This is a genomic window from Streptomyces sp. NPDC050546, from assembly GCF_044457425.1.
Taxonomy (GTDB): Bacteria; Actinomycetota; Actinomycetes; order Streptomycetales; family Streptomycetaceae; genus Streptomyces.
The window spans coordinates 344558-366613 of sequence record NZ_JBITGX010000001.1 but is presented as its reverse complement, the minus strand read 5'-3'; the positions used below and the strand labels follow the sequence as shown (position 1 = coordinate 366613).

Genomic DNA, 22056 nt, shown 5'->3' with positions numbered 1-22056 from the left:
GGGACGGGCGGTGCCAGGGGGGTCCGGTGGTTGACACAACGTCCGAACAACGCGTTCCGGCTGGACAGATCACGCGTTGTCGTGCCCCGCGGCGGCCCGGATGCTCGGGGTTGTCGGACCAGTACCGCGGATCACCGCAAGCAGACCTCGACGTACGGCCGGGAGACGAACATGACCGCACTGTCGCCGCACCTTCGCCAGGCCACGCCCGTGGTGGCCGCCCGGGGCGAGGGCGTCCATCTCTACGGTGAGGACGGCCGCCGCTACCTCGACTTCACCGCCGGCATCGGCGTCACCAGCACCGGGCACTGCCACCCCAAGGTCGTGGCGGCGGCGCAGGAGCAGGTGGGCACGCTCATCCACGGCCAGTACACGACCGTCATGCACCAGCCGTTGCGCCGCCTCGTGGAGAAGCTGGGCGAGGTGCTGCCGGCCGGCCTGGACAGCCTGTTCTTCACCAACTCCGGCAGTGAGGCCGTCGAGTCGGCGCTGCGGCTGGCCCGCCAGGCCACCGGCCGTCCCAACGTCCTGGTCTGCCACGGCGGCTTCCACGGCCGTACGGTCGCCGCCGCCTCCATGACGACCTCCGGGATCCGCTTCCGGTCCGGGTTCTCCCCGCTGATGAGCGGAGTCGTCGTCACGCCGTTCCCGACGGCCTACCGCTACGGCTGGGACGAGGAGGCCGCCACCCGCTTCGCCCTCCAGGAACTCGACTACACCCTCCAGACGATCTCGTCGCCCGCCGACACGGCCGCGATCATCGTCGAGCCGGTGCTCGGCGAGGGCGGGTACGTGCCCGCGAACCGGGCCTTCCTCGAAGGGCTGCGGGAGCGGGCCGACCGGCACGGCTTCCTGCTGATCCTCGACGAGGTGCAGACCGGCGTCGGCCGCACCGGACGCTTCTGGGGCCACGACCACTTCGGCGTCACCCCCGACATCCTCGTCACCGCCAAGGGAATCGCCAGCGGCTTCCCGATCTCCGGCATCGCCGCCTCCGAGGAACTGATGGCCAAGGCCTGGCCCGGCTCGCAGGGCGGCACCTACGGCGCCAACGCCGTCGCCTGCGCCGCGGCCTGCGCCACCCTCGACGTCGTACGCGACGAGAAGCTCGTCGAGAACGCCGAGGCCATGGGCCAGCGGCTGCGCCAGGGGCTGGAGGCCGTGGCCGAGCGCACCCCGGGCATCGGCGACGTCCGCGGCCTCGGCCTCATGCTCGCCAGCGAGTTCGTCACCGAGGACGGCAGCCCCGACCCCGAGACCGCCGCCCGCGTCCAGCGCGCCGCCGTCGACGAGGGACTGCTCCTGCTGCTGTGCGGCGCCTGGAACCAGGTGGTCCGGATGATCCCGGCGCTCGTCATCGACGAGGCGGGCGTGGACGAGGGCCTGCGGGCCTGGACCAAGGCGGTCGAGGCCGGCACCTCGGGAGCCGGCGACCGATGACCACCGCCACCCGCGACCTGGCGGGTCTGACGGCCCGAATCGCCGAGATCGCGCCCGGTCTGCGGGTGGAGACCGGCCCGGGGGCGACGGGCCCCTACGCCTACGACGCCTCCAACTACCGGGTACTTCCCTGGGCCGTGGCCTTCCCGCGCACCGCCGACGACGTGGTCGCGGTGCTGCGGGCCTGCCGGGAGACCGGCGTCCCGGTCACGGCCCGGGGCGGCGGCACCAGCATGGCGGGCAACGCCGTCGGACTCGGGGTCGTCCTGGACTTCTCCCGGTACATGAACCGGATCCTGGACATCGACCCCGAGGCCCGCACCGCACGCGTCGAGACCGGCGTCGTCCTCGACACGCTGCGCGCCGCGACCGCCCCGCACGGGCTCGACTTCGGCCCCGACCCGTCCTCGCACAGCCGCTGCACCCTCGGCGGCATGATCGGCAACGACGCGTGCGGCAACCGGTCGGTGCGCGACGGGCGGACCAGCGGCCATGTCGAGGCCCTGGAGATCGTGACGGCCGACGGCGTGCGGGCCGTCGCCGACCGCACCGGCCTGCACCCCGTCGATCCCCGCGACACCGGAACCATCGCCCGGCTCGAATCCGACCTCCGGAAGCTGATCGCCGACAACCTGGAGCCGATCCGTACCGAACTGGGCCGGATCCCGCGCCAGGTCTCCGGCTACCAGCTGCACCGCCTGCTGCCGGAGAACGGCTTCGACATGGCCCGGGCCCTGGTGGGCACCGAAGGCACCTGTGCGGTCGTCACCGCCGCGACGGTCCGCCTGGTGGCGACCGCACAGGCCTCGGCGCTGCTCACCCTCGGCTACCACGACGTCGTCGACGCGGCCGAGGACGTGCCGGAGATCCTGCGCTTCTCGCCCAGCGCGGTGGAGGGCATGGACGAGGCGATCGTCGCCACCATGCGCGCCCGCCGCGGCCCGGACTCCGTCACCGGCCTGCCCGAGGGCCGAGCCTGGCTCTACGTCGAACTCGAGGGCGAGGACCAGGCCGCGGTCGACGCACGTGCCGCCGAGCTGCTCGACGTGCTGAAGGCACAGGGCCGGCTGACCGGCGGGCGGGTCGTCGAGAGCGCGGCCGAGCGCCGCTCGCTGTGGCGGGTCCGCGAGGACGGGGCCGGGCTGGCCGCCCGGCTGGTGGACGGTGGGGAGTCCTGGCCCGGCTGGGAGGACGCGGCCGTCGCCCCCGAGAACCTCGCCGCCTATCTGCGCGACTTCCGCAAGCTCCTGGCCTCGCACGGGCTGACCGGTGTGCTGTACGGGCACTTCGGCGCGGGCTGTGTGCATGTGCGCATCGACTTCGACCTGGTCAGTGACGAGGGCCGGGCGGTGATGCGGCGGTTCCTCTCCGAGGCGGCCACCCTGGTCGTCTCGCACGGCGGCACCCTGTCGGGCGAGCACGGCGACGGACGGGCCCGCAGCGAACTGCTGGAGGTCATGTACAGCCACCGCATGATCAGCGCCTTCGCCGCCTTCAAGCGGATCTTCGACCCGGACGGACTGCTCAACCCCGGGGTCATCGTCGAGCCGACGCCCCTGGACGCCGACCTCGCCCTGCGTGAACTCCCGCTCGTGGACACGTCGTTCACCTTCCCGCACGACACGGACGGCTTCACGGGCGCGGTCCGCCGCTGTGTCGGCATCGGCCGCTGCCGCAGCGACTCCGGTGGGGTGATGTGCCCGAGCTACCTGGCCACGGGGGAGGAGAACGACTCCACCCGCGGCCGGGCCCGCATGCTCCAGGAGATGGTGCGCGGCGAGGCGGTGACAGACGGCTGGCGCTCGACCGAGGTCAAGGACGCCCTCGATCTGTGTCTGTCCTGCAAGGCCTGCTCCAGCGACTGTCCGGTGGGCGTCGACATGGCGACCTACAAGGCGGAGTTCCTGCACCAGCACTACAAGGGCAGGCTCAGGCCCCGCTCCCACTACTCGCTCGGCTGGCTGCCCAGGACCTCCGCACTCGCCGGATACGCGGCCCGACCGGTCAACGCCCTGCTGCGTGGACCGCTCGGCAGGCTCCTCGCCCGCCTCGGCGGCGTGACCACCGCACGCAGGATCCCGGCCTTCGCCTCCCGCCGCGCCCTGAGGAAGACCCTGCGCGCGGCGAGGACTCTGAGCACGGCGAAGACCCCGGGGCCGGCGAAGGCCCTGCTCTTCGTCGACAGCTTCACCCGGGCCTTCCGCCCCCAGGTCGCGGGAGCGGTGAGCCGTGTGCTCGCCGAAGCCGGCGTTTCCTGCACCCCGCGGGACGGCCTGTGCTGCGGACTGACCTGGGTCAGCACCGGCCAGCTGTCCGTGGCCCGCAGGGTCATGGCCCGTACGGTCGCCGCCCTCGACGACGGCGACGAACGGCCGATCATCGTGGCCGAGCCCAGCTGCGCCGCCGCCCTCAAACGCGATGTGCCCGAACTCCTCGGCACCGAGGCCGCCCAGCGCGTCGCCGACCGCGTCCACACCTTCACCGGTGCCCTCACCGACCTCGCCGACCAGGACTGGACCCCGCCGCCGCTGCCCGGGGACGTCGTCCTGCAGACCCACTGCCACGAGTACGCCACCTTCAAGGGGCGCCGCCCCGCCGACCTGCTGCGCCGTCTCGGCGTCCGCACGGTCGACGAGGCCGAGGGCTGCTGCGGACTCGCCGGGAACTTCGGCTTCGAGGCGGAGCACTACGACACCTCGATGGCCGTGGCGGACCTGGCCCTCAAGCCCCGCCTCGAGGCCCTCGACGGACGGCCCGTCGTCGCCGACGGCTTCAGCTGCGCCACCCAGATCGACCATCTCGCCGGTGACCGGGGCGTCCGCGCCCTGCACCTCGCGGAACTCCTCGACCCCTGCGCCGACCGACCAGGAGAGACATCATGACCGAGCTACTGAACCAGTTGTTCATCGGCGGTGCCTGGGTGGACGCCGCGGACGGCGCCACCCTGCCCGTCGACGACCCCGCCACCGGCGAGATCATCGGCCATGTCGCCGACGCGGGCGCCAAGGACGCCAGGCTCGCGGAGGAGGCTGCCGTCCAGGCCCAGGCCGAATGGGCCCGTACGGCACCCCGGGCGCGCAGCGAGATCCTGCGCCGCGCGCACGAGCTCATCCTCGAACGAACCGACGAACTCGCCCGCCTGATGACCTCCGAGATGGGCAAGCCGCTCGCCGAGGCCAGGGGAGAGGTGGCCTACGCCGCCGAGTTCTTCCGCTGGTTCTCCGAGGAGGCCGTGCGGATCGACGGGGGGTGCGGCACGCTGCCCGACGGCCGCAACCGCATGCTGCTCTCCCGCCGCCCGGTCGGCCCCTGTCTGCTGATCACGCCGTGGAACTTCCCGCTGGCCATGGGCACCCGCAAGATCGGCCCGGCGATCGCGGCGGGCTGCACGATGATCCTCAAGCCGGCCCCGCAGACCCCGCTGTCCAGCCTCGCCCTCGCAGGGATCCTGAAGGAGGCCGGGCTGCCCGACGGCGTGCTGAACGTCGTCACCACCTCCCGCGCCTCAGAGGTCTGCGAACCCCTGCTGCGCGGCGGCCGGATCCGCAAGCTGTCCTTCACCGGCTCGACGGCCGTCGGCAGGCTGCTGCTCGCGCAGTGCGCCGACACCGTCGTACGGACGTCGATGGAGCTGGGCGGCAACGCGCCCTTCATCGTCTTCGACGACGCCGACCTGGACGTGGCCGTCGACGGCGCGATGGTCGCCAAGATGCGCAACATGGGTGAGGCCTGCACCGCGGCGAACCGCTTTTTCGTCCACCGGTCGGTCGCCGACGAGTTCGGACGGCGGCTCGCCGGGCGGATGGGCGCGCTCGAGGTCGGCCCCGGCACCCGCGACGGCGTGGACGTCGGCCCGCTGATCGACACCGCCGGGCGCGCCAAGGTCGAGGAACTGGTCGCCGACGCGGTGGAGCGCGGCGCCCAGGTGCTGGTCGGCGGCCGTACGCCCGAGGGGCCCGGCTGCTTCTACCCGCCGACCGTGCTCGCGGACGTCTCCCCCGAGAGCCGCCTGATGGACACGGAGATCTTCGGCCCGGTCGCCGCGATCCTCACCTTCGACGACGAGGACGAGGTCCTGCGCCGGGCCAACGACACGCCCTGGGGTCTCGTCGGCTACGTCTTCACCGAGGGGCTCGACCGAGGCCTGCGCGTCAGCGAGGGCCTGGAGGTGGGCATGGTGGGCCTGAACACCGGGCTCGTCTCCAACCCGGCCGCGCCCTTCGGCGGGGTCAAGCAGTCCGGTCTCGGCCGCGAGGGCGGCCGGGTCGGCATCGACGAGTTCCTGGAGTACCAGTACATCGCGGTGCCCGTGCGGTGAGGGCGTGTCCGCCCGGCGCGTCCGGGCGCCTGACTCCGTGACGTGCCACGCCCTCTGGTGTCTGTCGTCACCAGAGGGCGTCCCGTGTGTCCCGGGCCGTTACGCGCCCAGGCGGCGCTCGGTGATCTCCTTCGCCGTGTCGGAGACCAGACGGCCCCACTCGGGCAGCCGTGCCTCGTCGTAGCGCGAGTCGGGCAGGGAGACGGCCACGGAGGCGAGCGGGGTGCCGTCCTCGTCGAGGACGGGCGCGGCGATCGCGCAGACGTCAGGGCGGTACTGGTTGCGGTTGAGCGCGTAGCCGTCGGCGCGCACCCGCTTCAGCTCGGCGCGCAGTTCGGCCGGATCGACGAGCGTCGCGTCGCTGTAGCTCTCCAGCCCGCGCTCCACCAGCTCCTCGACGTCGGCGCGCGGCAGATGGGCCAGGACCGTGCGGCCCGTCGCGGTGGCGTGCAGCGGCGAGGTGTCGCCGATCGCGTGGAACGTCCGCACGGCGTGGTGGCAGTCCACCCGGTCCACGACGACCATGCACTGCAGCGCGTCCGGCACCGACAGGTGGATCGTCTCGTTCAGCGCGTCCCGGAGCCGGATCATGGGCTCCCGCGCGGCCGCGAACAGGCTCGATCCCTGAAGCGCCGCCGGCCGCACGGCGAGCACACGCGCGCCGATCTCCCAGCGCGTGGTGTCCTTGCGGTTCGCCCGCAGCCACCCGGCCTCGTTCAGAGTGACCAGCGTGCGCTGCACGGTCGACTTGGGCAGCCCGAAGAGCTTGGTCAGTTCCCCCACCGTCACCGGCTGGTGCTGCGCTACCGCCTCCAGGATTCGCAAAGACCTGGTCACGCTCTTCATTTCCATCTGATTTCCCCCGTTAACTCGCGGAATCCCTGGCGTACACCCCTTGACTCCCCTCCTCGCCACTGCCATTCTCGTGCCAGATTCTAGCACACCGTTCCACAATGTGGCACAGCAGGTAGCGAAGAAGCAGCCTGAAGCCCCCTCCCCCGGACAGTGCGAGCCATGGCCCTTCGGTCCATCGCCTACGCCGTCCCTTCCGGAATTCCAGAGTCCGCATACCGGGCGTACAGCATCCGCGCACCGGGAGACGAAAGGAACCCCTCGTGTCTGCCAAGAAGCGCGTCGCCGTCGTCGGCGTCGGAACGATGGGCGCTCAGGCCGCCTGGCGCCTGGCCGCCCGCGGAGCCGAGGTCGTCGGCTACGACCGTTTCGCCCCGGGCCACGACCGCAGTGCCGCCGGCGGCGAGACCCGGATCTTCCGCAGCGCCCACTTCGAGGACTCCCGCTATGTGCCGCTGCTCCAGCACGCCGACACCCTGTGGGAGACGCTCCAGCAGGAGACCGGCCGCGAGCTGCGGCGCCTGACCGGATGCCTGCTGATGGGGCCCACCGCGCACCAGCAGATGGCGACCGTCCTCCAGTCGATCGCCGAGCACGGCCTCGACCACGAGGTGCTCGACACCGACGGGCTCGCCAAGCGCTTCCCGCAGTTCCGGATCGAGGACGGCGACGCCACCGTGCTCGACCGGCGCGCGGGCTTCATCCGGCCCGAGCTGACCGTCCAGACCGCCGCCCGCCGCGCCGAGGAACTCGGCGCCCGCATCCACCGCTACACCACCGTCCGCGAGATCGTGCCCACCGGCAGCGGCGTGGAGATCCGCACCGACACCGGCGGCGAGCGGTTCGACGCGGCCGTGATCAGCCCCGGCCCGTGGGTGAACGACCTGCTGCCCGACCTGCCGTGGGAGGTGGACGTCCGCCGCCTGCTCAGCGCCTGGTACGTGCCCACCACCGACGCCTGGTTCGGCGAGGAGCGCCCGGCGTTCATCCGCACCGCCCCCACCCACTGCTACGGACTGCCCTCCCCGGACGGCGTCTCCGTGAAGCTGGGCCTGTCCCGCGCCCTGCACCGCCCGGCCGGCGACCCGAACCGCCTCGACCGCACGGTGGCGCCCGAAGAGCTGGAGATCTTCACGGAGCTGATGGGCCGCTACATGCCGGACCTGAACCCCGACCCGGTCCGCCTCTCCGTCTACATGGAGGGCTACACCGAGAGCAGCCGCCCGCTCGTCGGCCCCCTGCCCGGCGCGGAGAACGTCGTCCTGCTTGCCGGATTCTCCGGCCACGGCTTCAAGCTCTCGCCCGCCTTCGGCGACATCGCGGCGGACCTGGCGCTGGACGGCGCCTCGCCGCAGCCCATCGACTTCCTCTCCACCCAGGACCGCACGGAGGCCTGACGACCATGACCGAGCAACCGACCGTGGGCACGCTGACCGTCGGGTCCCTGAGTGCCGAACCCGGCACCAAGACCCGCGGCACCGTCCCCGCCGACCTCGGCACCCTCACCGTCGACATCCCGCTGACCCTGGTCAACGGCGCCCGGCCCGGTCCCCGGGTCGTCATCACGGCCGGCGTGCACGGCGGCGAGTTCACCGGCATCGACGCCGCCACCCGGCTCGCGGCCCTGCTGGAGCCCGGCGAGGTGCGCGGCCAGATCGTCCTCTGCCCGGTCGCCAATCCACCTGCCGTGTACCAGGGCCGGCTCGGCGTCTCCCCGCTCGACGGCGTCAACATCAACCGCGTCTTCCCCGGTGACCCCGAGGGCGGCCCCACGGAGCGCCTCGCGGCCTGGCTCTTCGCACAGCTGCTGGACGGCGCCGAGGCCTACATCGACCTGCACTCCGGCGGCATCGACGAGGTCCTGCGCGACTTCGTCGGCTACCGCCTCACCGGGACCCCCGAACTCGACGCCAGGACCGCCGACATGGCCCGCTCGGCCGGTATCGAGGACGTCATCCTCGGGCTGAACGCCGACGGCGGCAACAGCCACGCGGCCGCCGCCCGTCAGGGCATCCCGGCGATTCTCGTCGAGACGGGCCAGCTCGGTGAGCGGGACCCGGGCGTCGCCCGGCGCCTGGTCGACGGCTTGTACGGGGTGCTGGCTCGGCTGGGTGTCCTGGAGTCAGAGACCCGGAACAGCACCGCCGTCCGCGAGTGGCTCTGGGTCGCGGGCGTCACGTCCGACGCCACCGGCCTCTGGTACCCCGAGTTCTCCCTCGGCGACGACGTGACCGAGGGCCAGGTCATCGGCCATGTCATCGACCCGGCCGACGGCCGGGAGCACAAGATCCACACCCCGGCCTCCGGACGCGTCTTCTACGGGATGCACGCACTGACCGTCGCCCCCGGCACCGAACTCGCCGCCATCGCCGCACCCGCTCCCCGGGACCCGGCCCCCTGACCCCACCTCCCTCGACGTACCCCCGCACTCCACAGATCCGCACTCCACAGATCGAGACCCCGCAGCACGCCTCACCCCCACGCTCCCCTTTTCCGAACAGCACATCCAGGAGGCCCCCGTGCAGAATCGACTTGCGGCTCCGCCGCGTGGCACCCGGATCGACCGCAGAGTGTTCCTGCGCGGCGTCGGCTCGGTCGCCGCAGGCATCGCCGCCGCCGGCACGCTCAGCGCCTGCGGCACCGGCACCAGCCGTTCCGTCGGCAGCGGCGGCAAGAGCTCCAAGACGCTCGTCGTCCGCAACAGCGGCGGTTCCTACGGCGACGCCAACCAGCAGGCGATCTACGAGCCGTTCACCAAGGAGACCGGCATCCAGGTCAAGGTGGTGAACATCGAGTACGCCCAGATGCTCGCCCAGATCAAGCAGGGCCGCCCCGAGTTCGACGTCATCGACGACTCGATGGCCGACTTCGTGCTCTTCCAGCAGGAGGGCGCCACCGAGGCCCTGGACTACGACCGGCTGAAGAACTTCAAGAAGGCCGGCGTCGCGAAGAACCTCGTCACGTCCAACGCCGTCGGCAAGAACTACTGGGCCAGCGTGATGGCGTACCGCACGGACGCCTTCGGCAAGAGCAAGCCTTCCTCCTGGGCCGACTTCTGGGACACCAAGGCCTTCCCCGGCAACCGCGCCCTCCAGGCCCTGGACGCCGACCTGCCCGAGCTGGAGTTCGCCCTCCTCGCCGACGGCGTGCCCCTCGACAAGCTCTACCCGCTCGACGTCGACCGTGCCTTCAAGGTCCTCGGCGAGATCAAGCCCCACGTCCGGAAGTTCTGGGACACCGGTGCCCTGCCCGGCGTGCTGCTGGGCCGCAAGGAGGTCGACGCCTCCAGCGTCTGGCACGGCCGTCTGGACGCCCTGATCAAGGGCGGCGCACCGCTCGCCTACCAGTGGAACGGCGCCCGCCGCCAGAGCAACGGGCTCGGCATCCCCAAGGGAGCCGCCAACCTCGACGCCGCCTACCGGCTCGTCGACTTCTCGCTGCGCCCCGAGGTGCAGGCCGCCTACGCCGAGATCTACCCCATGGCCCCCTCGGTGCCCGCCGCCTACAAGAAGCTCAAGCCCGCCACGGCCGCCAACCTGGGCAGCTCGCCCGAGCACCTGAAGAGCGGCTTCGACCTGGACGTCGAGTGGTGGATCAAGAACCAGGACGCCGTGTCCAAGCGCTGGCAGGAGTGGACGCATGCCTGATCTGAACGTGATGCCCGAACCCTCGCTCGCCGCCCCGTCGATGCCGGCCGGCACCGGAAAACCCCTGTCCGTCACGCGACTTCGCAAGACCTACGGTGGCGTCACCGCCGTCGACGAGGTCTCCATGGAGATCGCGGCGGGGGAGTTCGTCACCTTCCTCGGAGCGTCCGGCTCCGGCAAGACCACCACCCTGATGATGATCGCCGGGTTCTGCGAGCCCGACTCCGGCAGCATCGTCGTAGGCGGCCGGGACGTCACCCGCCTCGCCCCGCAGAAGCGCGGACTGGGCTTCGTCTTCCAGCAGTACCTGCTCTTCCCGCACATGACGGTGTGGGACAACGTCGCCTTCCCGCTGACCCTGCGGGGTGTGTCCAAGGCGGACCAGCGCCGCCGGGTCGGCGAGACCCTGGAGATGGCTGGGCTGTCCGCCATGGCCCGCCGCAGGCCGCGCGAACTCTCCGGAGGCCAGCAACAGCGCGTCGCGCTGTGCCGGGCCCTGGTCTACCGGCCTCCGGTCATCCTGATGGACGAACCACTGGGCGCCCTCGACAAGAAGCTGCGCGACCAGCTCCAGACCGAGATCAAGCGCATCCAGCAAGAACTCGGCCTGACCGTCATCTATGTGACGCACGATCAGGAAGAGGCCCTGGTCCTCTCCGACCGCATCGCGGTCATGCGGGACGGGCGGATCGACCAGTTCGACACCCCCCAGGAGCTCTTCGAACGCCCCCGCACCCCGTTCGTCGCCGACTTCCTCGGCGCCGCCAACTTCCTCCCGGGCCACCTGGAGGCGCAGACGGGGGAGCGCACCACCGTCCGGCTCGACTCGGGCGGCCTGATCACGGCCCGTCCGCAGGCCGTCCCGGACGGAGCACGGGTGCGTGCCGCGGTCCAGCCCGGCCGGCTCGTCCTGTGCCCGCCTGACCAGGGGTTCTGTACCGGGACCGTCGAGACGGTCACCTACGTCGGGACCCTCGTACGCGTCACCGTCCGTCCCATGGGCGGCGCCGGCACCGAACTCGTACGGCTCGAACTGCCCGCCGGACGCGCCCCCTCCTTCGGCGAGCGCGTCGGCCTCACCGCGGACCCCGCGAACGTCAGCGTCTTCCCCGACACGGAAAGCGGGGGTTGAGGACGTGGCCGTACTCGCTCCGGCATCCCGCCCCGCCGCCCCGGTGCCCCGCAGGAAACGACCGGCCCGTCTGCTCTCCGACCGCCGTACCCGCTTCGGACTGCTCAACGCCGCGCCCGTCGTCCTCTACCTGCTGATCCTCTTCGTCTATCCGATCTTCAGCACCCTGATGCTGAGCATCGAGGACCAGGCCGGCGGCTTCACCCTCCACTGGTACGCCGACGCCTTCCGCGGCGCCAACCTGGAGATCCTGCTCACCACCCTGCGGATCTCCGCCGAGACCTCACTGATCAGCCTGGTCGTCGGTTTCGTGCTGGCCTCCGCGATCTGCCGGCTCAAGCCCCTGTGGGCGGGCCTCGCGATGCTCGTGGTGGTCGTCCCGCACTTCATCAGTGCCCTGGTGCGCACCTACGGCTGGATCATCCTGCTCGGTGACAACGGCGTGGTGAACAACGCCCTGACCGACACGCGCTTCCCCGGCGCCCCCTTCCAGTTGCTCTACAACGAGATCGGCGTCGTCATCGGCACCACCGCCGTGATGCTGCCGTACACCGTGCTGCTGCTGTACGCCGTCATGAAGGGCATCGACCGCCGGCTCCTGGCCGCCGCGGCGAGCCTGGGCGCCGGGAAGATCACCATCTTCCGCCGCGTCTACGTGCCCCTGGTGGCACCCGGCCTGGTCAACGCCGGAGTCCTGTGCTTCATCCTCTGCCTCGGCTACTACCTGACACCCGCCCTGATGGGCGGCGAGAAGCAGACCATGGTCGCCTCGCTCATCGACGAGCAGGTCATGAAGCAGAACCAGTGGAACGGCGCCTCGGCGCTCGGCATCATCCTGCTGCTCTTCACCTTCGCCGGGCTGATCCTGCTGCGGCTGCTGAAGTCGGCGGGCGAGGCCTACCGGAACCGGGGGACGGCGTCATGATCGAGCTGCGCGCCACCCTGGCCGGACGCATCGCCCTGGCCGTCCTGTCCACCCTGATCCTGCTGTTCCTGGCCATGCCGATCATCGTCATCGTCGTCACCTCCTTCGGCAAGGACGCCTTCGGCTCCTTCCCGCCGGAGGCCTGGACCCTCGGCTGGTACGAGCAGTTGTTCGCCGACGGCAGCAAGTGGCCGGCCGCGCTCTCGCTGAGCGTCCTGGTCGCCTCCCTGACCACCGTCTTCTCCCTCGTCCTCGGCATCACGGCGGCCACCGCCCTGGTCCGCAGCGAGCTGCCCCTGCGCTCCGCGGTCTACGGCCTGGTCCTCGCCCCGCTGGTGATCCCCCAAGTGGTCATCGCCCTCGGCCTGTTCCTGCTCTTCGAACCGGCCGCGATGCTCGGCAGCCCGATCGCCATCGCCTTCGGCCACACCGTGCTGGCCTCGCCCATCGCCGTGATGATCCTCATGGCCACGCTGAAGGGCATCGACGAACGCCTGGAGGACGCGGCCGCCAGCATGGGCGCGAGCCGGCTGACCGTCTGGCGCCGCATCACCTTCCCGCTCGCCGCGCCGGGCATGATCGCCGCTGCGATCTTCTCCTTCATCACCAGCTTCGACGAGTTCTTCATCTCGCAGTTCCTGTCCTCCGTGGACACCGTGACGCTGCCCGTCCAGGTGTTCAACGTCCTCCAGTACAACGTCGACCCGTCGGTGACCGCCATCAGCGCGATCCTCATCGCGGTCGCCGTCGTCGCCCTCGCCCTGGTCGCCGCCGTGCGACGGCTGGGCGGCCCGGGCAAGCAGGCGGGCCTGCTGCCCACGGAATCCGCCGTGAGCCTCCCCGCCGGAAGTGAGACCCGATGACCATCAGCACCCAGGCCCCGGCCGGCGAACTCTCCGCCACCGCGGCCAGACACCTCCTCCTCAACATGACCCCCAACGGCTCCCTCGGCCGCTCCGGCGAGAACCTCTTCGTCGTCCGGCGCGGCGAGGGCCCCTACGTCGACGACGCGGACGGCAAGCGCTACATCGACGGCCTCTCCGGCCTGTACTGCTGCCAGCTCGGCTACTCCTACGCCCCCGAGTTCGCCGAGGCCGCCGACCGCCAGCTGCGCGAGCTGTGCTTCAGCCCCCTGTGGTCCTCCTCCGCGCACCCCACGGCCATCGAGCTGTCCGAGCGCCTCGCGCGCATCGCCCCCGTCGACATCGAGCACACCTTCTTCTCCGGCGGCGGCGCCGAGGCCGTCGAGACCGCCTGGAAGATCGCCCGCCGCTACCACGCCCTGCGCGGCGAAACGGGCCGCACCAAGGCCATCGCCCGCCGCGGCGCCTACCACGGCCTGACCCTCGGCGCCCTGTCGCTCACCGACGACCCCGGGCTGCGGGAACCGTACGGGCCGGGCGCGATCGAGACCCGGTTCGTGTCCAACACCAACCGCTTCGGCCTCGCCCCCGAGGCCCCCGAGTGCGCGGACGACGAGACGTTCACCGCCCGCCTGCTCGCCGAGCTGGAGGCCGCGATCGTGGCCGAGGGCCCGGACACCGTCGCCATGCTGATCGCCGAGCCGGTGCAGAACCGCGGCGGCTGCATCACCCCGCCCGAGGGCTACTGGCCGGGCCTGCGCGCCCTGGCCGACCGGTACGGGTTCCTGCTCGTGGCCGACGAGGTCATCACGGCCTTCGGACGGCTGGGGGAGTGGTTCGGCGGCGACCTGTACGGGGCCCGCCCCGACATCGTCACCGTCGCCAAGGGCATCACCGCCGGCTACGCCCCCATGGGAGCGACGCTCGTCAGCAACCGTGTCACCGAGGTCATCAACCGGCCCGGCGCGGTCCTCAACCACGGCTACACCTTCGCCGGCCACCCGCTGAGCGCGGCCATCGCCCTGCGCAGCCTGGAGATCATGGAGCGGGACCGGATCCTGGACAACGTCCGCGGCCACCAGGCGCATCTGGCCCGGCGCATGGACTCCCTGGCCGAGCTGCCGATCGTCGGCGACGTCCGCGGCGCCGGCTTCTTCTACGCCGTCGAACTCACCGGCGACCTCGACGACGGCGGCTTCAGCGACACCGCCCGCACCGCACTCGTCGCCGACCTGATCCCGCGCCGGCTGCGCGAGGCCGGGCTGCTCGCCCGCGTCTACAACCGCGCCGCCCCACTGGTCCAGATCGCGCCCCCGCTGATCAGCGACCGCGAACTCCTGGACCGTGTCGCCGACATCATCGCGGCCACCCTCGACGAGGCCTCCGCCCGCCTCTGACACACGTTCTGGATCTGACACACGTTCTGGAAAGGAACCCCCATGTACTCCATCGGCCCCCTGACCGTCGCCCCCGGCGAGCGCGCCCAGGGTCTGATCCCCGTCGGCACCAGCACCTACGGCGTGGAGCTCGGTATCCCGCTGATCGTCGTCAACGGCACCGAGGACGGACCGGTCCTGTGCGTGGACGCCGGTGTGCACGGCGACGAGTACGACGGCCAGGAGGCCATCCGCCGCGTCCTCGCCGAGATCGACCCGGTGGGTCTGCGCGGCACCCTCGTCGGCATCCCCTGCATGAACACCCCCGCCTTCGAGGCGGCGGCCCGCACCAGCGGCCTGGACCATCTCAACCTCAACCGCATCTTCCCCGGCGACGCGGACGGCTCCTACTCGTTGCGCTTGGCCGCCACCTTCGTCGAGCAGGTCGTCCCCGCCGTCGACGCCCTGGTCGACCTGCACACCGGCGGCACCTTCGGCGAGATCGCCCCGCTGGTCATCCTCCAGGGCGGCTACGAGGAACTGGCCACGGACCTCGCCCTCGCCGCCGGACACGAGCTGGTCTGGAAGGGCGGCAAGTGGGGCGGCACGGTCCGCCACCCCACCCTCGCCGCAGGCAAGCCCGCCATCACCATCGAGGCCGGAGGCGGCACCTACCGCGAGCAGAACGTCGCCCTGCACATGCACTCGATCGGCAACGTCATGCGCCAACTCGGCATGATCGACGGCGAGGCGGAGCTGCTCGACACCTACACCACCGTCTCCGGCACCTTCGCCCGCTCCGCCGCGGGCGGCTTCTTCCTCGGCCACGCCGCACCCGGCGAGACGTGCAAGGAGGGCGACCTGATCGCCCACATCGTCGACCACTACGGCAACACGCTGGAGGAGGTCCGCGCCCCGCAGGACGGCATCGTGCTCTGGGTGCGCCGGATCCGCACCGTCCGGCCCGGCGACGAGGTCGTCATCTTCGGCGAGGTGCAGGGAGAGATCAAGCCATGAGCGGCGAGCCCGAGCTGCTGCTCGTCGACGGCAAGCGGATCCCCGCCGCCGACGGGCGTACCCTCACCGTCCTCGACCCGGCGGACGGCACGGCCCTCACCCGGGTGGCGCTGGCCGGACCGGCGGACGTGGACCAGGCCGTGGCGGCGGCCCGCGCGGCCTTCACCGCGCCCGAGTGGGCCCGGATGCGCGCCGCCGACCGGGGCAGGCTGCTGAACCGCATCGCGGATGCGATCAGGGGCGAGGGCGAGCGGCTGGCGCGCCTGGAGTGCCAGGACGTCGGCAAGCCGCTCCGCCAGGCCAGGGCGGACGTCGAGTCCGCCGCCCGCTACTTCGAGTTCTACGCGGGCGTCGCCGACAAGCTCGGCGGCTCCACGATCCCCCTCGGACCCGGTCTGATCGACTACACCGTCCGCGAGCCCATCGGAGTCTCCGGCCAGATCATCCCGTTCAACTACCCCCTCCAGAACACCGCCCGCGGGTCCGCCCCAGCACTCGCGGCAGGCTGCACCGTGGTGCTCAAGCCCTCCCCGGAGGCGCCGCTCACCCCGCTGGAGGTGGGGCGCATCGCGCTGGAGTGCGGGCTGCCGCCGGGCGTGCTGAACGTCGTACCCGGCGACGCCGGGACCGGCGCGGCCCTCGCCGGGCACCCCGGCATCGACCAGGTCACCTTCACCGGCTCGGTCCCGACCGGCATCAAGGTGGCCCAGGCCGCCGCCGCCAACGTGGTGCCCTCCGTCACCGAACTGGGCGGCAAGTCGCCGTTCATCGTCTTCGCCGACGCCGACTTCGACCTGGCGCTGAGCGCGATCCTCGGCTGGTCGTTCAGCAACGCCGGTCAGATGTGCTCGGCCGGCACCCGGCTGCTGCTCCAGCGCGGCGCCGAGGAGTTCCTGGACCGGCTGGTGGAGAAGATCGCCGCCCTGCGTGTCGGACCCGGTCTCACGGACCCGGACATCGGCCCGCTGGTCGCCGCCCGGCAGCGCGACCGCGTGCTGGGCTACCTGGAACTGGCCCGGCAGGAAGGCGCCGTGGCCCGGGTCGGCGGCGGCGCACCCTCCGCCCCGGAACTCGCCGACGGCTACTACATCGAGCCGACCGTCCTCACCGGCCTGACCAACCAGGCCCGCTGCGCCCGCGAGGAGATCTTCGGCCCCGTCGTCACCGTCATCGACTTCGACGAAGCCGACGAGGCCCTGCGGATCGCCAACGACAGCCCGTACGGCCTGTCCTCCTACGTCTGGAGCCGCGACCTGGACCAGGCGATGCGCCTGGCCGAGGGCATCCGGGCCGGCCAGGTCTACGTCAACGTCACCAGCGCCGGCAGCGGCATCGAGCTGCCCTTCGGCGGCTACAAGCACAGCGGCTGGGGCCGGGAGAAGGGCCTGGAGGCGCTGGCGAGCTACACCCAGACGAAGAACGTCTGCATCGGATTCGGGGACCGGTCATGAGGTATCGCACGCTCGGTGAACAGGGCCCGGTCGTCTCGGTGGTGGGCGTCGGCGGCAACAACTTCGGCTCCCGCCTCGACGAGGAGGGCACGAACGCGGTCGTCCACGCCGCCCTCGACGCCGGGATCACCCTGTTCGACACCGCCGACATGTACGGCGGGTTCGGCGAGCGGGGCGGGGAACGCGGCGATGGCGAACGACTCCTCGGCGCCGCCCTCAAGGGCCGCCGCGACGACGTCGTCCTCGCCACCAAGTTCGGCATGGAGATGGGCCCCGACGCCGACCTGTACGGCCGGCGGGGCGCCCGACCCTACATCCGGTACGCCGTCGAGTCCTCCCTGCGCCGGCTCGGCACCGACCGGATCGACCTGTACCAGTACCACGAGCCCGACGGCCTCACCCCGCTGGAGGAGACCGTCGCCGCCCTGACCGAGCTCGTGGACGAAGGCAAGATCAGGTACATCGGCTGCTCCAACCTCCCGGCCGAGGACCTCACCGGCGCCTTCGTGTCGACACAGGCCCGCTACCACCTGCTCGACCGGAGCGCGGAGGCCGATCTGATCCCCGCCTGCCTGCGCGACGGTCTGGGGCTGCTGCCGTACTACCCGCTGGCCAACGGCCTGCTCAGCGGCAAGTACCGGCGCGGCGAGGAGCCCCCGCCCGGCAGCAGGCTGTCCTGGCGGCAGGGCTGGCTCACCGACGCGGCCCTCGACCGGGTCGAGGCGCTCACCGCGTACGGCGCCGAACGCGGACTGACCCTGCTCCAGGTCGCCGTGGGCGCACTGGCCGCACTGCCCGCGGTCGGCTCGGTCATCTGCGGCGCCATGAACCCCGCACAGGTCACCGCCAACGCGGCGGCGGCCGACTGGATCCCCGACCCCGCCGACCTGGCCGCACTCGACGCGATCGTCACGCCCCGCGAACGCGTCGTCTGACGCCCTCACAGAACCCCGAAACGAGGCTGCACACCATGCGAGAGATCGTCACCTTCGACGCCTACGGCACCCTGGTCGACTTCCAGCTCGGCCCCACGACCCTGAAGGTCCTTCAGGACCGGCTGGACCTGGACAACCTGGATGTCGACGAGTTCCTCGACGACTTCCGCGTCATGCGCTTCCAGGCCGTCCTGGAGGCCTACCGCCCCTACCACGAGGTCCTGCACTCCAGCCTGCGCAACGCCATGCGGCTGCACGGCCTGGAGTACCGCACCTCCGACGGCGACGCCCTCGTGGACGCCGTCCCCACCTTCGGCCCGTTCCCGGAGGTCCCGGACGCCCTGCGCGCCCTGAAGACCAGGTACGAGATCGCCATCATCTCCAACACCGACGACAACCTGATCGCGCGGAACGTCGAGAACATCGGCGTCGAGTTCGACCACGTCATCACCGCCCAGCAGGCCGGCGCCTACAAGCCGGACCGGCAGACCTTCGAGCACGCCTTCAAGACCATGGGCGTCGAGCCCTCCCAGGTCATCCACACCGCCCAGGGCTGGGAGTACGACCACATCCCGACCCGCGACCTCGGCCTGAGGCGCCGGGTATGGATCAACCGCTTCGGCCGCCCCGGCAGCGCCGACTACCAGCCGTACGACGAACTGCGCGACATGACGGACCTGCCGAAGCTGCTCGGCTGCTGACCCCCCGGACGGATGTGAGGACGCACGCCATGAAGCAGATCCCGTACTGGCTCGACACCGCCCCCGCCCTGCCCGACCGTTCCGGAAAGGACCTGCCCGACGAGGCGGACGTGGTGGTGATCGGCGGCGGCCTCACCGGCCTGTCCACCGCCTACCACGCCGCCCGCAAGGGCGCCCGGGTCGTCCTCGTCGAGAAGGACAAGATCGGCTCGGGCGCCTCCGGACGCAACGGCAGCATGTGCACCCAGGGCCTCACCATCGGCGTCGGCGAGGCCCGCAAACGCTACGGCCAGGAGCGCGCCCGGGAGCTGTACGACGCCTTCCGCGAGGCGGTCGACGTGGTCGAGGAGATCACGAAGACCGAGCGGATCGACTGCGACTTCCACCGCGCCGGCCGCCTCGGAGTCGCCTTCAAACCGCAGCACTTCGACTCCATGCGGGCCACCCAGCGCGATCTGGCCGACAACTTCGGCCACGAGACCCGGCTCCTGACCCGCGCCGAGCTGAAGTCGGAGCTGAACTCCGACTACTACCACGGCGCCCTGCTCGACCCGCTCAGCGCCGCCCTGCACGTCGGCAAGTACGTCCACGGACTCGCCGAGGCCGCCGAACGGGCCGGCGCGGAGATCCACGAACGCAACGCCGCCACCGGCCTCACCCGCCTCCCCGGCGGCGGCTTCGTCGTCGAGACGCTGCACGGCACCATCCGGGCCAGGCAGGTGATGGCCGCGACCGACGCCTACACCGACAAGGCGATGCCGTGGTTCCGCAAGCGGCTCATCAACGTCGGCAGCTTCATCATCGTCACCGAGCCGCTCGGCGAGGAGCGTGCCAAGTCACTCATCCCGAACGGCCGTCTGGTGGTCGACTCGAAGAACATCGGCCACTACATCCGCCTCACCCCGGACCACCGCCTCGCGTTCGGCGGCCGGGCCCGCTTCGCCCCCTCCAACCCGGCCTCCGACGTCAAGAGCGGCGACATCCTGAAGCGGGAGATGACCGAGATCTTCCCGCAGCTCGCCGGGGTGCGGATCGACTACGTGTGGGGCGGCATGGTCGGCTTCTCCTGGGACCGCCTCCCGCACGCGGGCGAGACCGACGGCCTGTACTACTCGATGGGGTACTGCGGCCACGGGGTCCAGATGGCGACCTACATGGGCCGTGCGGTCGCCGAGATGATGGACGGCCGCCCGGAGGCCAACCCACTGCGCGGCCTCGGCTTCCCGAAGGTCCCGGTGCCCTTCTACAACGGCACCGCCTGGTTCCTGCCGTTCGGCGGCGCCTACTACAAGGCCAAGGACAAGCTGCGCTGACGCTCGTTCGCGCGTGCCGTTCGAGGACCCCGTTAGAGGTACATGAAGGTATGAAGGGGTCTTCATGTGTTCCTGTATGGTGAGGGGCGCCCGAGCGTCCCCGCCAGAAGGACCCCTGTTGACTTCCACCCTCACGCCGCGGCCGGCCCAGGAGGCGGAACCCGCACGTAGCGGGACCGTGCCGCGGCGGCGCACCCGTGTCCTCGCGCTCCCCGAGGCGCGCTGGGCCGCGGCGGCCACCGCCTTCTTCCTGCTCGCGCTGCCGCTCCAGCTGACCGGCGCCCCCGCCTGGACCTGGGGCCCGCTGTACGCGGTGTCATACGCCACGGGCGGCTGGGAGCCCGGCTGGGAGGGGCTGAAGGCGCTCAAGGACCGCACCCTCGACGTCGACCTGCTGATGGTGGTCGCCGCACTGGGCGCCGCCTCGATCGGGCAGGTCATGGACGGTGCCCTGCTCATCGTCATCTTCGCCACCTCCGGCGCCCTGGAGGCGCTGGCAACGGCCCGTACCGCCGACTCCGTCCGCGGCCTGCTCGACCTGGCCCCCGCCAGGGCCGCCCGGCTCTCTCCCGACGGCGGCGAACAGGTCGTCCCCGTCGAGGAGCTGACGGTCGGCGACACCGTCCTCGTCCGCCCCGGAGAACGCGTCGGCGCCGACGGCCGGGTGCTGGACGGGGCGAGCGAGGTGGACCAGGCGACGATCACCGGCGAGCCGCTCCCCGTGCCGAAGGAGCCGGGCGGCGAGGTCTTCGCGGGCACCCTCAACGGCACCGGCGCCCTGCGCGTCCGGGTCGAGCGCGACGCGTCCGACTCGGTGATCGCCCGGATCGTCCGGATGGTGCAGGAGGCGTCCGAGACCAAGGCGCCCACGCAGCTGTTCATCGAAAAGGTCGAACAGCGCTATTCGCTGGGCATGGTGGCCGCGACCCTGGCCGTCTTCCTGGTGCCGCTCGCCTTCGGCGAGCCGCTCACCGACGCGCTGCTGCGCGCCATGACGTTCATGATCGTGGCCTCCCCGTGCGCGGTCGTGCTGGCCACCATGCCGCCCCTGCTCTCGGCCATCGCCAACGCCGGGCGGCACGGTGTGCTGGTGAAGTCGGCCGTGGTGATGGAGCGGCTCGGCCAGGTGGACGCGGTCGCACTGGACAAGACCGGCACCCTGACCGAAGGCAGCCCGCGCGTCACCGACGTCCGGCCGCTGCCCGGATCCGGCCTGGACGAGGGCGAGTTGCTGACCCTGGCGGCAGCCGCCGAGCGGCCGAGCGAGCATCCGCTGGCCCGGGCGGTCGTCGACGCGGCCCGTGAGCGCGGCCTCGACCTGCCCGATGCGGAGAACTTCACCTCCGCCCCGGGCGTCGGAGTGACCGCCGTCGTCGACGGCCACGCGGTCTCGGTCGGTGCCCCGGCCCGGCTGACGGACGACGCTCCCGAAGGCATCGCGGAACTGGAGGAGTCCGGCCGTACCGCCGTCCTGGTCGTCGTCGACGGCGCCCCCGCCGGACTGCTCGGCATCGCCGACCGGCCGCGCCCGGACGCCGCCGCCACGGTCGCCGCCCTCACCACGCTCACCGGCACCGCTCCCGCACTCCTCACCGGCGACAACCCCCGGGCGGCCGCACAGCTCGCCGCCGAGACCGGCATCGACGACGTGCGCGCCGGGCTGCTGCCGCAGGACAAGCTGGCCGCCGTCCAGGAGATGGAGAGCGCGGGCCGCAAGGTGCTGGTCGTCGGGGACGGCGTCAACGACGCACCCGCCCTGGCCGCCGCCCACACCGGAATCGCCATGGGCCGGGCGGGCTCCGACCTCGCCCTGGAGACCGCCGACGCCGTGATCGTGCGCGACGAACTCGCCGCCGTCCCCGCCACCGTCGCCCTCTCCCGCCGCGCCCGCCGGCTGGTCGTCCAGAACCTCGTCATCGCGGGGGTGTTCATCGCCGGCCTCGTCGTCTGGGACCTGGCAGGGGACCTGCCGCTGCCCCTCGGTGTCGCGGGCCACGAGGGTTCCACGGTCCTCGTCGGGCTGAACGGCCTGCGGCTGCTCAGGGAGTCGGCCTGGCGAAAGGCCGCCGCCGAGGGGAGTGCCTGA

The 22056-nt window shown here is 71.8% G+C and carries 17 protein-coding genes; 16 read left to right on the top strand and 1 reads right to left on the bottom strand.

Annotated features, from left to right (window positions below; all coding sequences use genetic code 11):
• Positions 1 to 171: 171 nt before the first annotated feature.
• Genes ACIBK5_RS01685 through ACIBK5_RS01675 form a run of 3 tightly spaced genes read left to right on the top strand, consistent with a single transcriptional unit; the run spans position 172 to position 5758 of the window.
• On the top strand, positions 172 to 1440 hold the full coding sequence (locus tag ACIBK5_RS01685) for an aspartate aminotransferase family protein (RefSeq protein WP_399015058.1): 1269 nt from the start codon (positions 172 to 174) through the stop codon (positions 1438 to 1440).
• Positions 1437 to 4322, top strand: a complete 2886-nt coding sequence (locus ACIBK5_RS01680; RefSeq protein WP_399015056.1) for an FAD-binding and (Fe-S)-binding domain-containing protein — start codon at positions 1437 to 1439, stop codon at positions 4320 to 4322. Before ACIBK5_RS01685 ends, ACIBK5_RS01680 begins: the two co-directional genes overlap by 4 nt.
• Positions 4319 to 5758 carry an NAD-dependent succinate-semialdehyde dehydrogenase gene (locus ACIBK5_RS01675; protein WP_399015054.1) on the top strand — a complete coding sequence of 480 codons (1440 nt, stop codon included), beginning with the start codon at positions 4319 to 4321 and terminating at the stop codon, positions 5756 to 5758. Before ACIBK5_RS01680 ends, ACIBK5_RS01675 begins: the two co-directional genes overlap by 4 nt.
• Positions 5759 to 5857: 99 nt before the next feature.
• Here ACIBK5_RS01675 and ACIBK5_RS01670 read toward each other — a convergent pair whose 3' ends face one another.
• Complete coding sequence (locus ACIBK5_RS01670) at positions 5858 to 6604, bottom strand: IclR family transcriptional regulator (RefSeq protein WP_399016186.1); 747 nt, start codon at positions 6602 to 6604, stop codon at positions 5858 to 5860.
• Between the two features lie 269 nt (positions 6605 to 6873).
• On the opposite strand from ACIBK5_RS01670, the gene solA reads away from it, so the two are divergent.
• The 13 genes from solA to ACIBK5_RS01605 all read left to right on the top strand — a co-directional run bounded on the left by solA (position 6874) and on the right by ACIBK5_RS01605 (position 22056).
• Positions 6874 to 8007 carry an N-methyl-L-tryptophan oxidase gene (gene solA, locus ACIBK5_RS01665; RefSeq protein WP_399015053.1) on the top strand — a complete coding sequence of 378 codons (1134 nt, stop codon included), beginning with the start codon at positions 6874 to 6876 and terminating at the stop codon, positions 8005 to 8007.
• Positions 8008 to 8012: 5 nt separating this feature from the next.
• On the top strand, positions 8013 to 9011 hold the full coding sequence (locus tag ACIBK5_RS01660) for a succinylglutamate desuccinylase/aspartoacylase family protein (protein WP_399015051.1): 999 nt from the start codon (positions 8013 to 8015) through the stop codon (positions 9009 to 9011).
• Positions 9012 to 9129: 118 nt separating this feature from the next.
• Positions 9130 to 10257, top strand: coding sequence for an extracellular solute-binding protein (locus ACIBK5_RS01655; RefSeq protein ID WP_399015049.1), 1128 nt, complete (start codon positions 9130 to 9132; stop codon positions 10255 to 10257).
• A complete protein-coding gene (locus tag ACIBK5_RS01650) occupies positions 10250 to 11389 on the top strand; it encodes an ABC transporter ATP-binding protein (protein ID WP_399015047.1) in 1140 nt (379 codons plus the stop codon). The genes ACIBK5_RS01655 and ACIBK5_RS01650 overlap by 8 nt, the downstream gene beginning before the upstream one ends.
• Positions 11390 to 11393: 4 nt before the next feature.
• Positions 11394 to 12314, top strand: a complete 921-nt coding sequence (locus tag ACIBK5_RS01645; RefSeq protein WP_399015045.1) for an ABC transporter permease — start codon at positions 11394 to 11396, stop codon at positions 12312 to 12314.
• Complete coding sequence (locus ACIBK5_RS01640; protein WP_399015044.1) at positions 12311 to 13177, top strand: ABC transporter permease; 867 nt, start codon at positions 12311 to 12313, stop codon at positions 13175 to 13177. Before ACIBK5_RS01645 ends, ACIBK5_RS01640 begins: the two co-directional genes overlap by 4 nt.
• On the top strand, positions 13174 to 14574 hold the full coding sequence (locus ACIBK5_RS01635; RefSeq protein ID WP_399015042.1) for an aminotransferase class III-fold pyridoxal phosphate-dependent enzyme: 1401 nt from the start codon (positions 13174 to 13176) through the stop codon (positions 14572 to 14574). Before ACIBK5_RS01640 ends, ACIBK5_RS01635 begins: the two co-directional genes overlap by 4 nt.
• 42 nt (positions 14575 to 14616) lie before the next feature.
• Positions 14617 to 15570: a succinylglutamate desuccinylase/aspartoacylase family protein gene (locus tag ACIBK5_RS01630; protein ID WP_399015040.1), complete on the top strand. Its 954-nt coding sequence runs from the start codon at positions 14617 to 14619 to the stop codon at positions 15568 to 15570.
• Positions 15567 to 17021 (top strand): aldehyde dehydrogenase family protein, encoded by a 1455-nt coding sequence (locus tag ACIBK5_RS01625; protein ID WP_399015038.1) that lies wholly within the window; start codon positions 15567 to 15569, stop codon positions 17019 to 17021. The genes ACIBK5_RS01630 and ACIBK5_RS01625 overlap by 4 nt, the downstream gene beginning before the upstream one ends.
• Entirely contained in the window at positions 17018 to 17956 is a 939-nt protein-coding gene (locus ACIBK5_RS01620; protein ID WP_399015037.1) for an aldo/keto reductase, read from the top strand. The genes ACIBK5_RS01625 and ACIBK5_RS01620 overlap by 4 nt, the downstream gene beginning before the upstream one ends.
• 35 nt (positions 17957 to 17991) lie before the next feature.
• Positions 17992 to 18657, top strand: a complete 666-nt coding sequence (locus tag ACIBK5_RS01615) for a haloacid dehalogenase type II (RefSeq protein ID WP_399015035.1) — start codon at positions 17992 to 17994, stop codon at positions 18655 to 18657.
• A gap of 29 nt (positions 18658 to 18686) precedes the next feature.
• The gene (locus ACIBK5_RS01610) at positions 18687 to 19970 is read left to right on the top strand and encodes an NAD(P)/FAD-dependent oxidoreductase (protein WP_399015032.1); all 1284 of its coding nucleotides are present in this window, start codon (positions 18687 to 18689) and stop codon (positions 19968 to 19970) included.
• Between the two features lie 76 nt (positions 19971 to 20046).
• On the top strand, positions 20047 to 22056 hold the full coding sequence (locus ACIBK5_RS01605; protein WP_399016184.1) for a heavy metal translocating P-type ATPase: 2010 nt from the start codon (positions 20047 to 20049) through the stop codon (positions 22054 to 22056).

Excerpts from the sequence above, each read along its gene's own strand:
- ACIBK5_RS01620 (WP_399015037.1), top strand. The coding sequence starts at position 17,018 with ATGAGGTATCGCACGCTCGGTGAACAGGGCCCGGTCGTCTCGGTGGTG.
- ACIBK5_RS01610 (WP_399015032.1), top strand. The coding sequence starts at position 18,687 with ATGAAGCAGATCCCGTACTGGCTCGACACCGCCCCCGCCCTGCCCGAC.
- ACIBK5_RS01675 (WP_399015054.1), top strand. The coding sequence starts at position 4,319 with ATGACCGAGCTACTGAACCAGTTGTTCATCGGCGGTGCCTGGGTGGAC.
- ACIBK5_RS01635 (WP_399015042.1), top strand. The coding sequence starts at position 13,174 with ATGACCATCAGCACCCAGGCCCCGGCCGGCGAACTCTCCGCCACCGCG.
- ACIBK5_RS01615 (WP_399015035.1), top strand. The coding sequence starts at position 17,992 with ATGCGAGAGATCGTCACCTTCGACGCCTACGGCACCCTGGTCGACTTC.
- ACIBK5_RS01670 (WP_399016186.1), bottom strand. The coding sequence starts at position 6,604 with ATGAAGAGCGTGACCAGGTCTTTGCGAATCCTGGAGGCGGTAGCGCAG.
- ACIBK5_RS01650 (WP_399015047.1), top strand. The coding sequence starts at position 10,250 with ATGCCTGATCTGAACGTGATGCCCGAACCCTCGCTCGCCGCCCCGTCG.
- ACIBK5_RS01630 (WP_399015040.1), top strand. The coding sequence starts at position 14,617 with ATGTACTCCATCGGCCCCCTGACCGTCGCCCCCGGCGAGCGCGCCCAG.
- ACIBK5_RS01680 (WP_399015056.1), top strand. The coding sequence starts at position 1,437 with ATGACCACCGCCACCCGCGACCTGGCGGGTCTGACGGCCCGAATCGCC.
- ACIBK5_RS01685 (WP_399015058.1), top strand. The coding sequence starts at position 172 with ATGACCGCACTGTCGCCGCACCTTCGCCAGGCCACGCCCGTGGTGGCC.
- ACIBK5_RS01640 (WP_399015044.1), top strand. The coding sequence starts at position 12,311 with ATGATCGAGCTGCGCGCCACCCTGGCCGGACGCATCGCCCTGGCCGTC.
- ACIBK5_RS01605 (WP_399016184.1), top strand. The coding sequence starts at position 20,047 with ATGGTGAGGGGCGCCCGAGCGTCCCCGCCAGAAGGACCCCTGTTGACT.
- ACIBK5_RS01625 (WP_399015038.1), top strand. The coding sequence starts at position 15,567 with ATGAGCGGCGAGCCCGAGCTGCTGCTCGTCGACGGCAAGCGGATCCCC.
- ACIBK5_RS01660 (WP_399015051.1), top strand. The coding sequence starts at position 8,013 with ATGACCGAGCAACCGACCGTGGGCACGCTGACCGTCGGGTCCCTGAGT.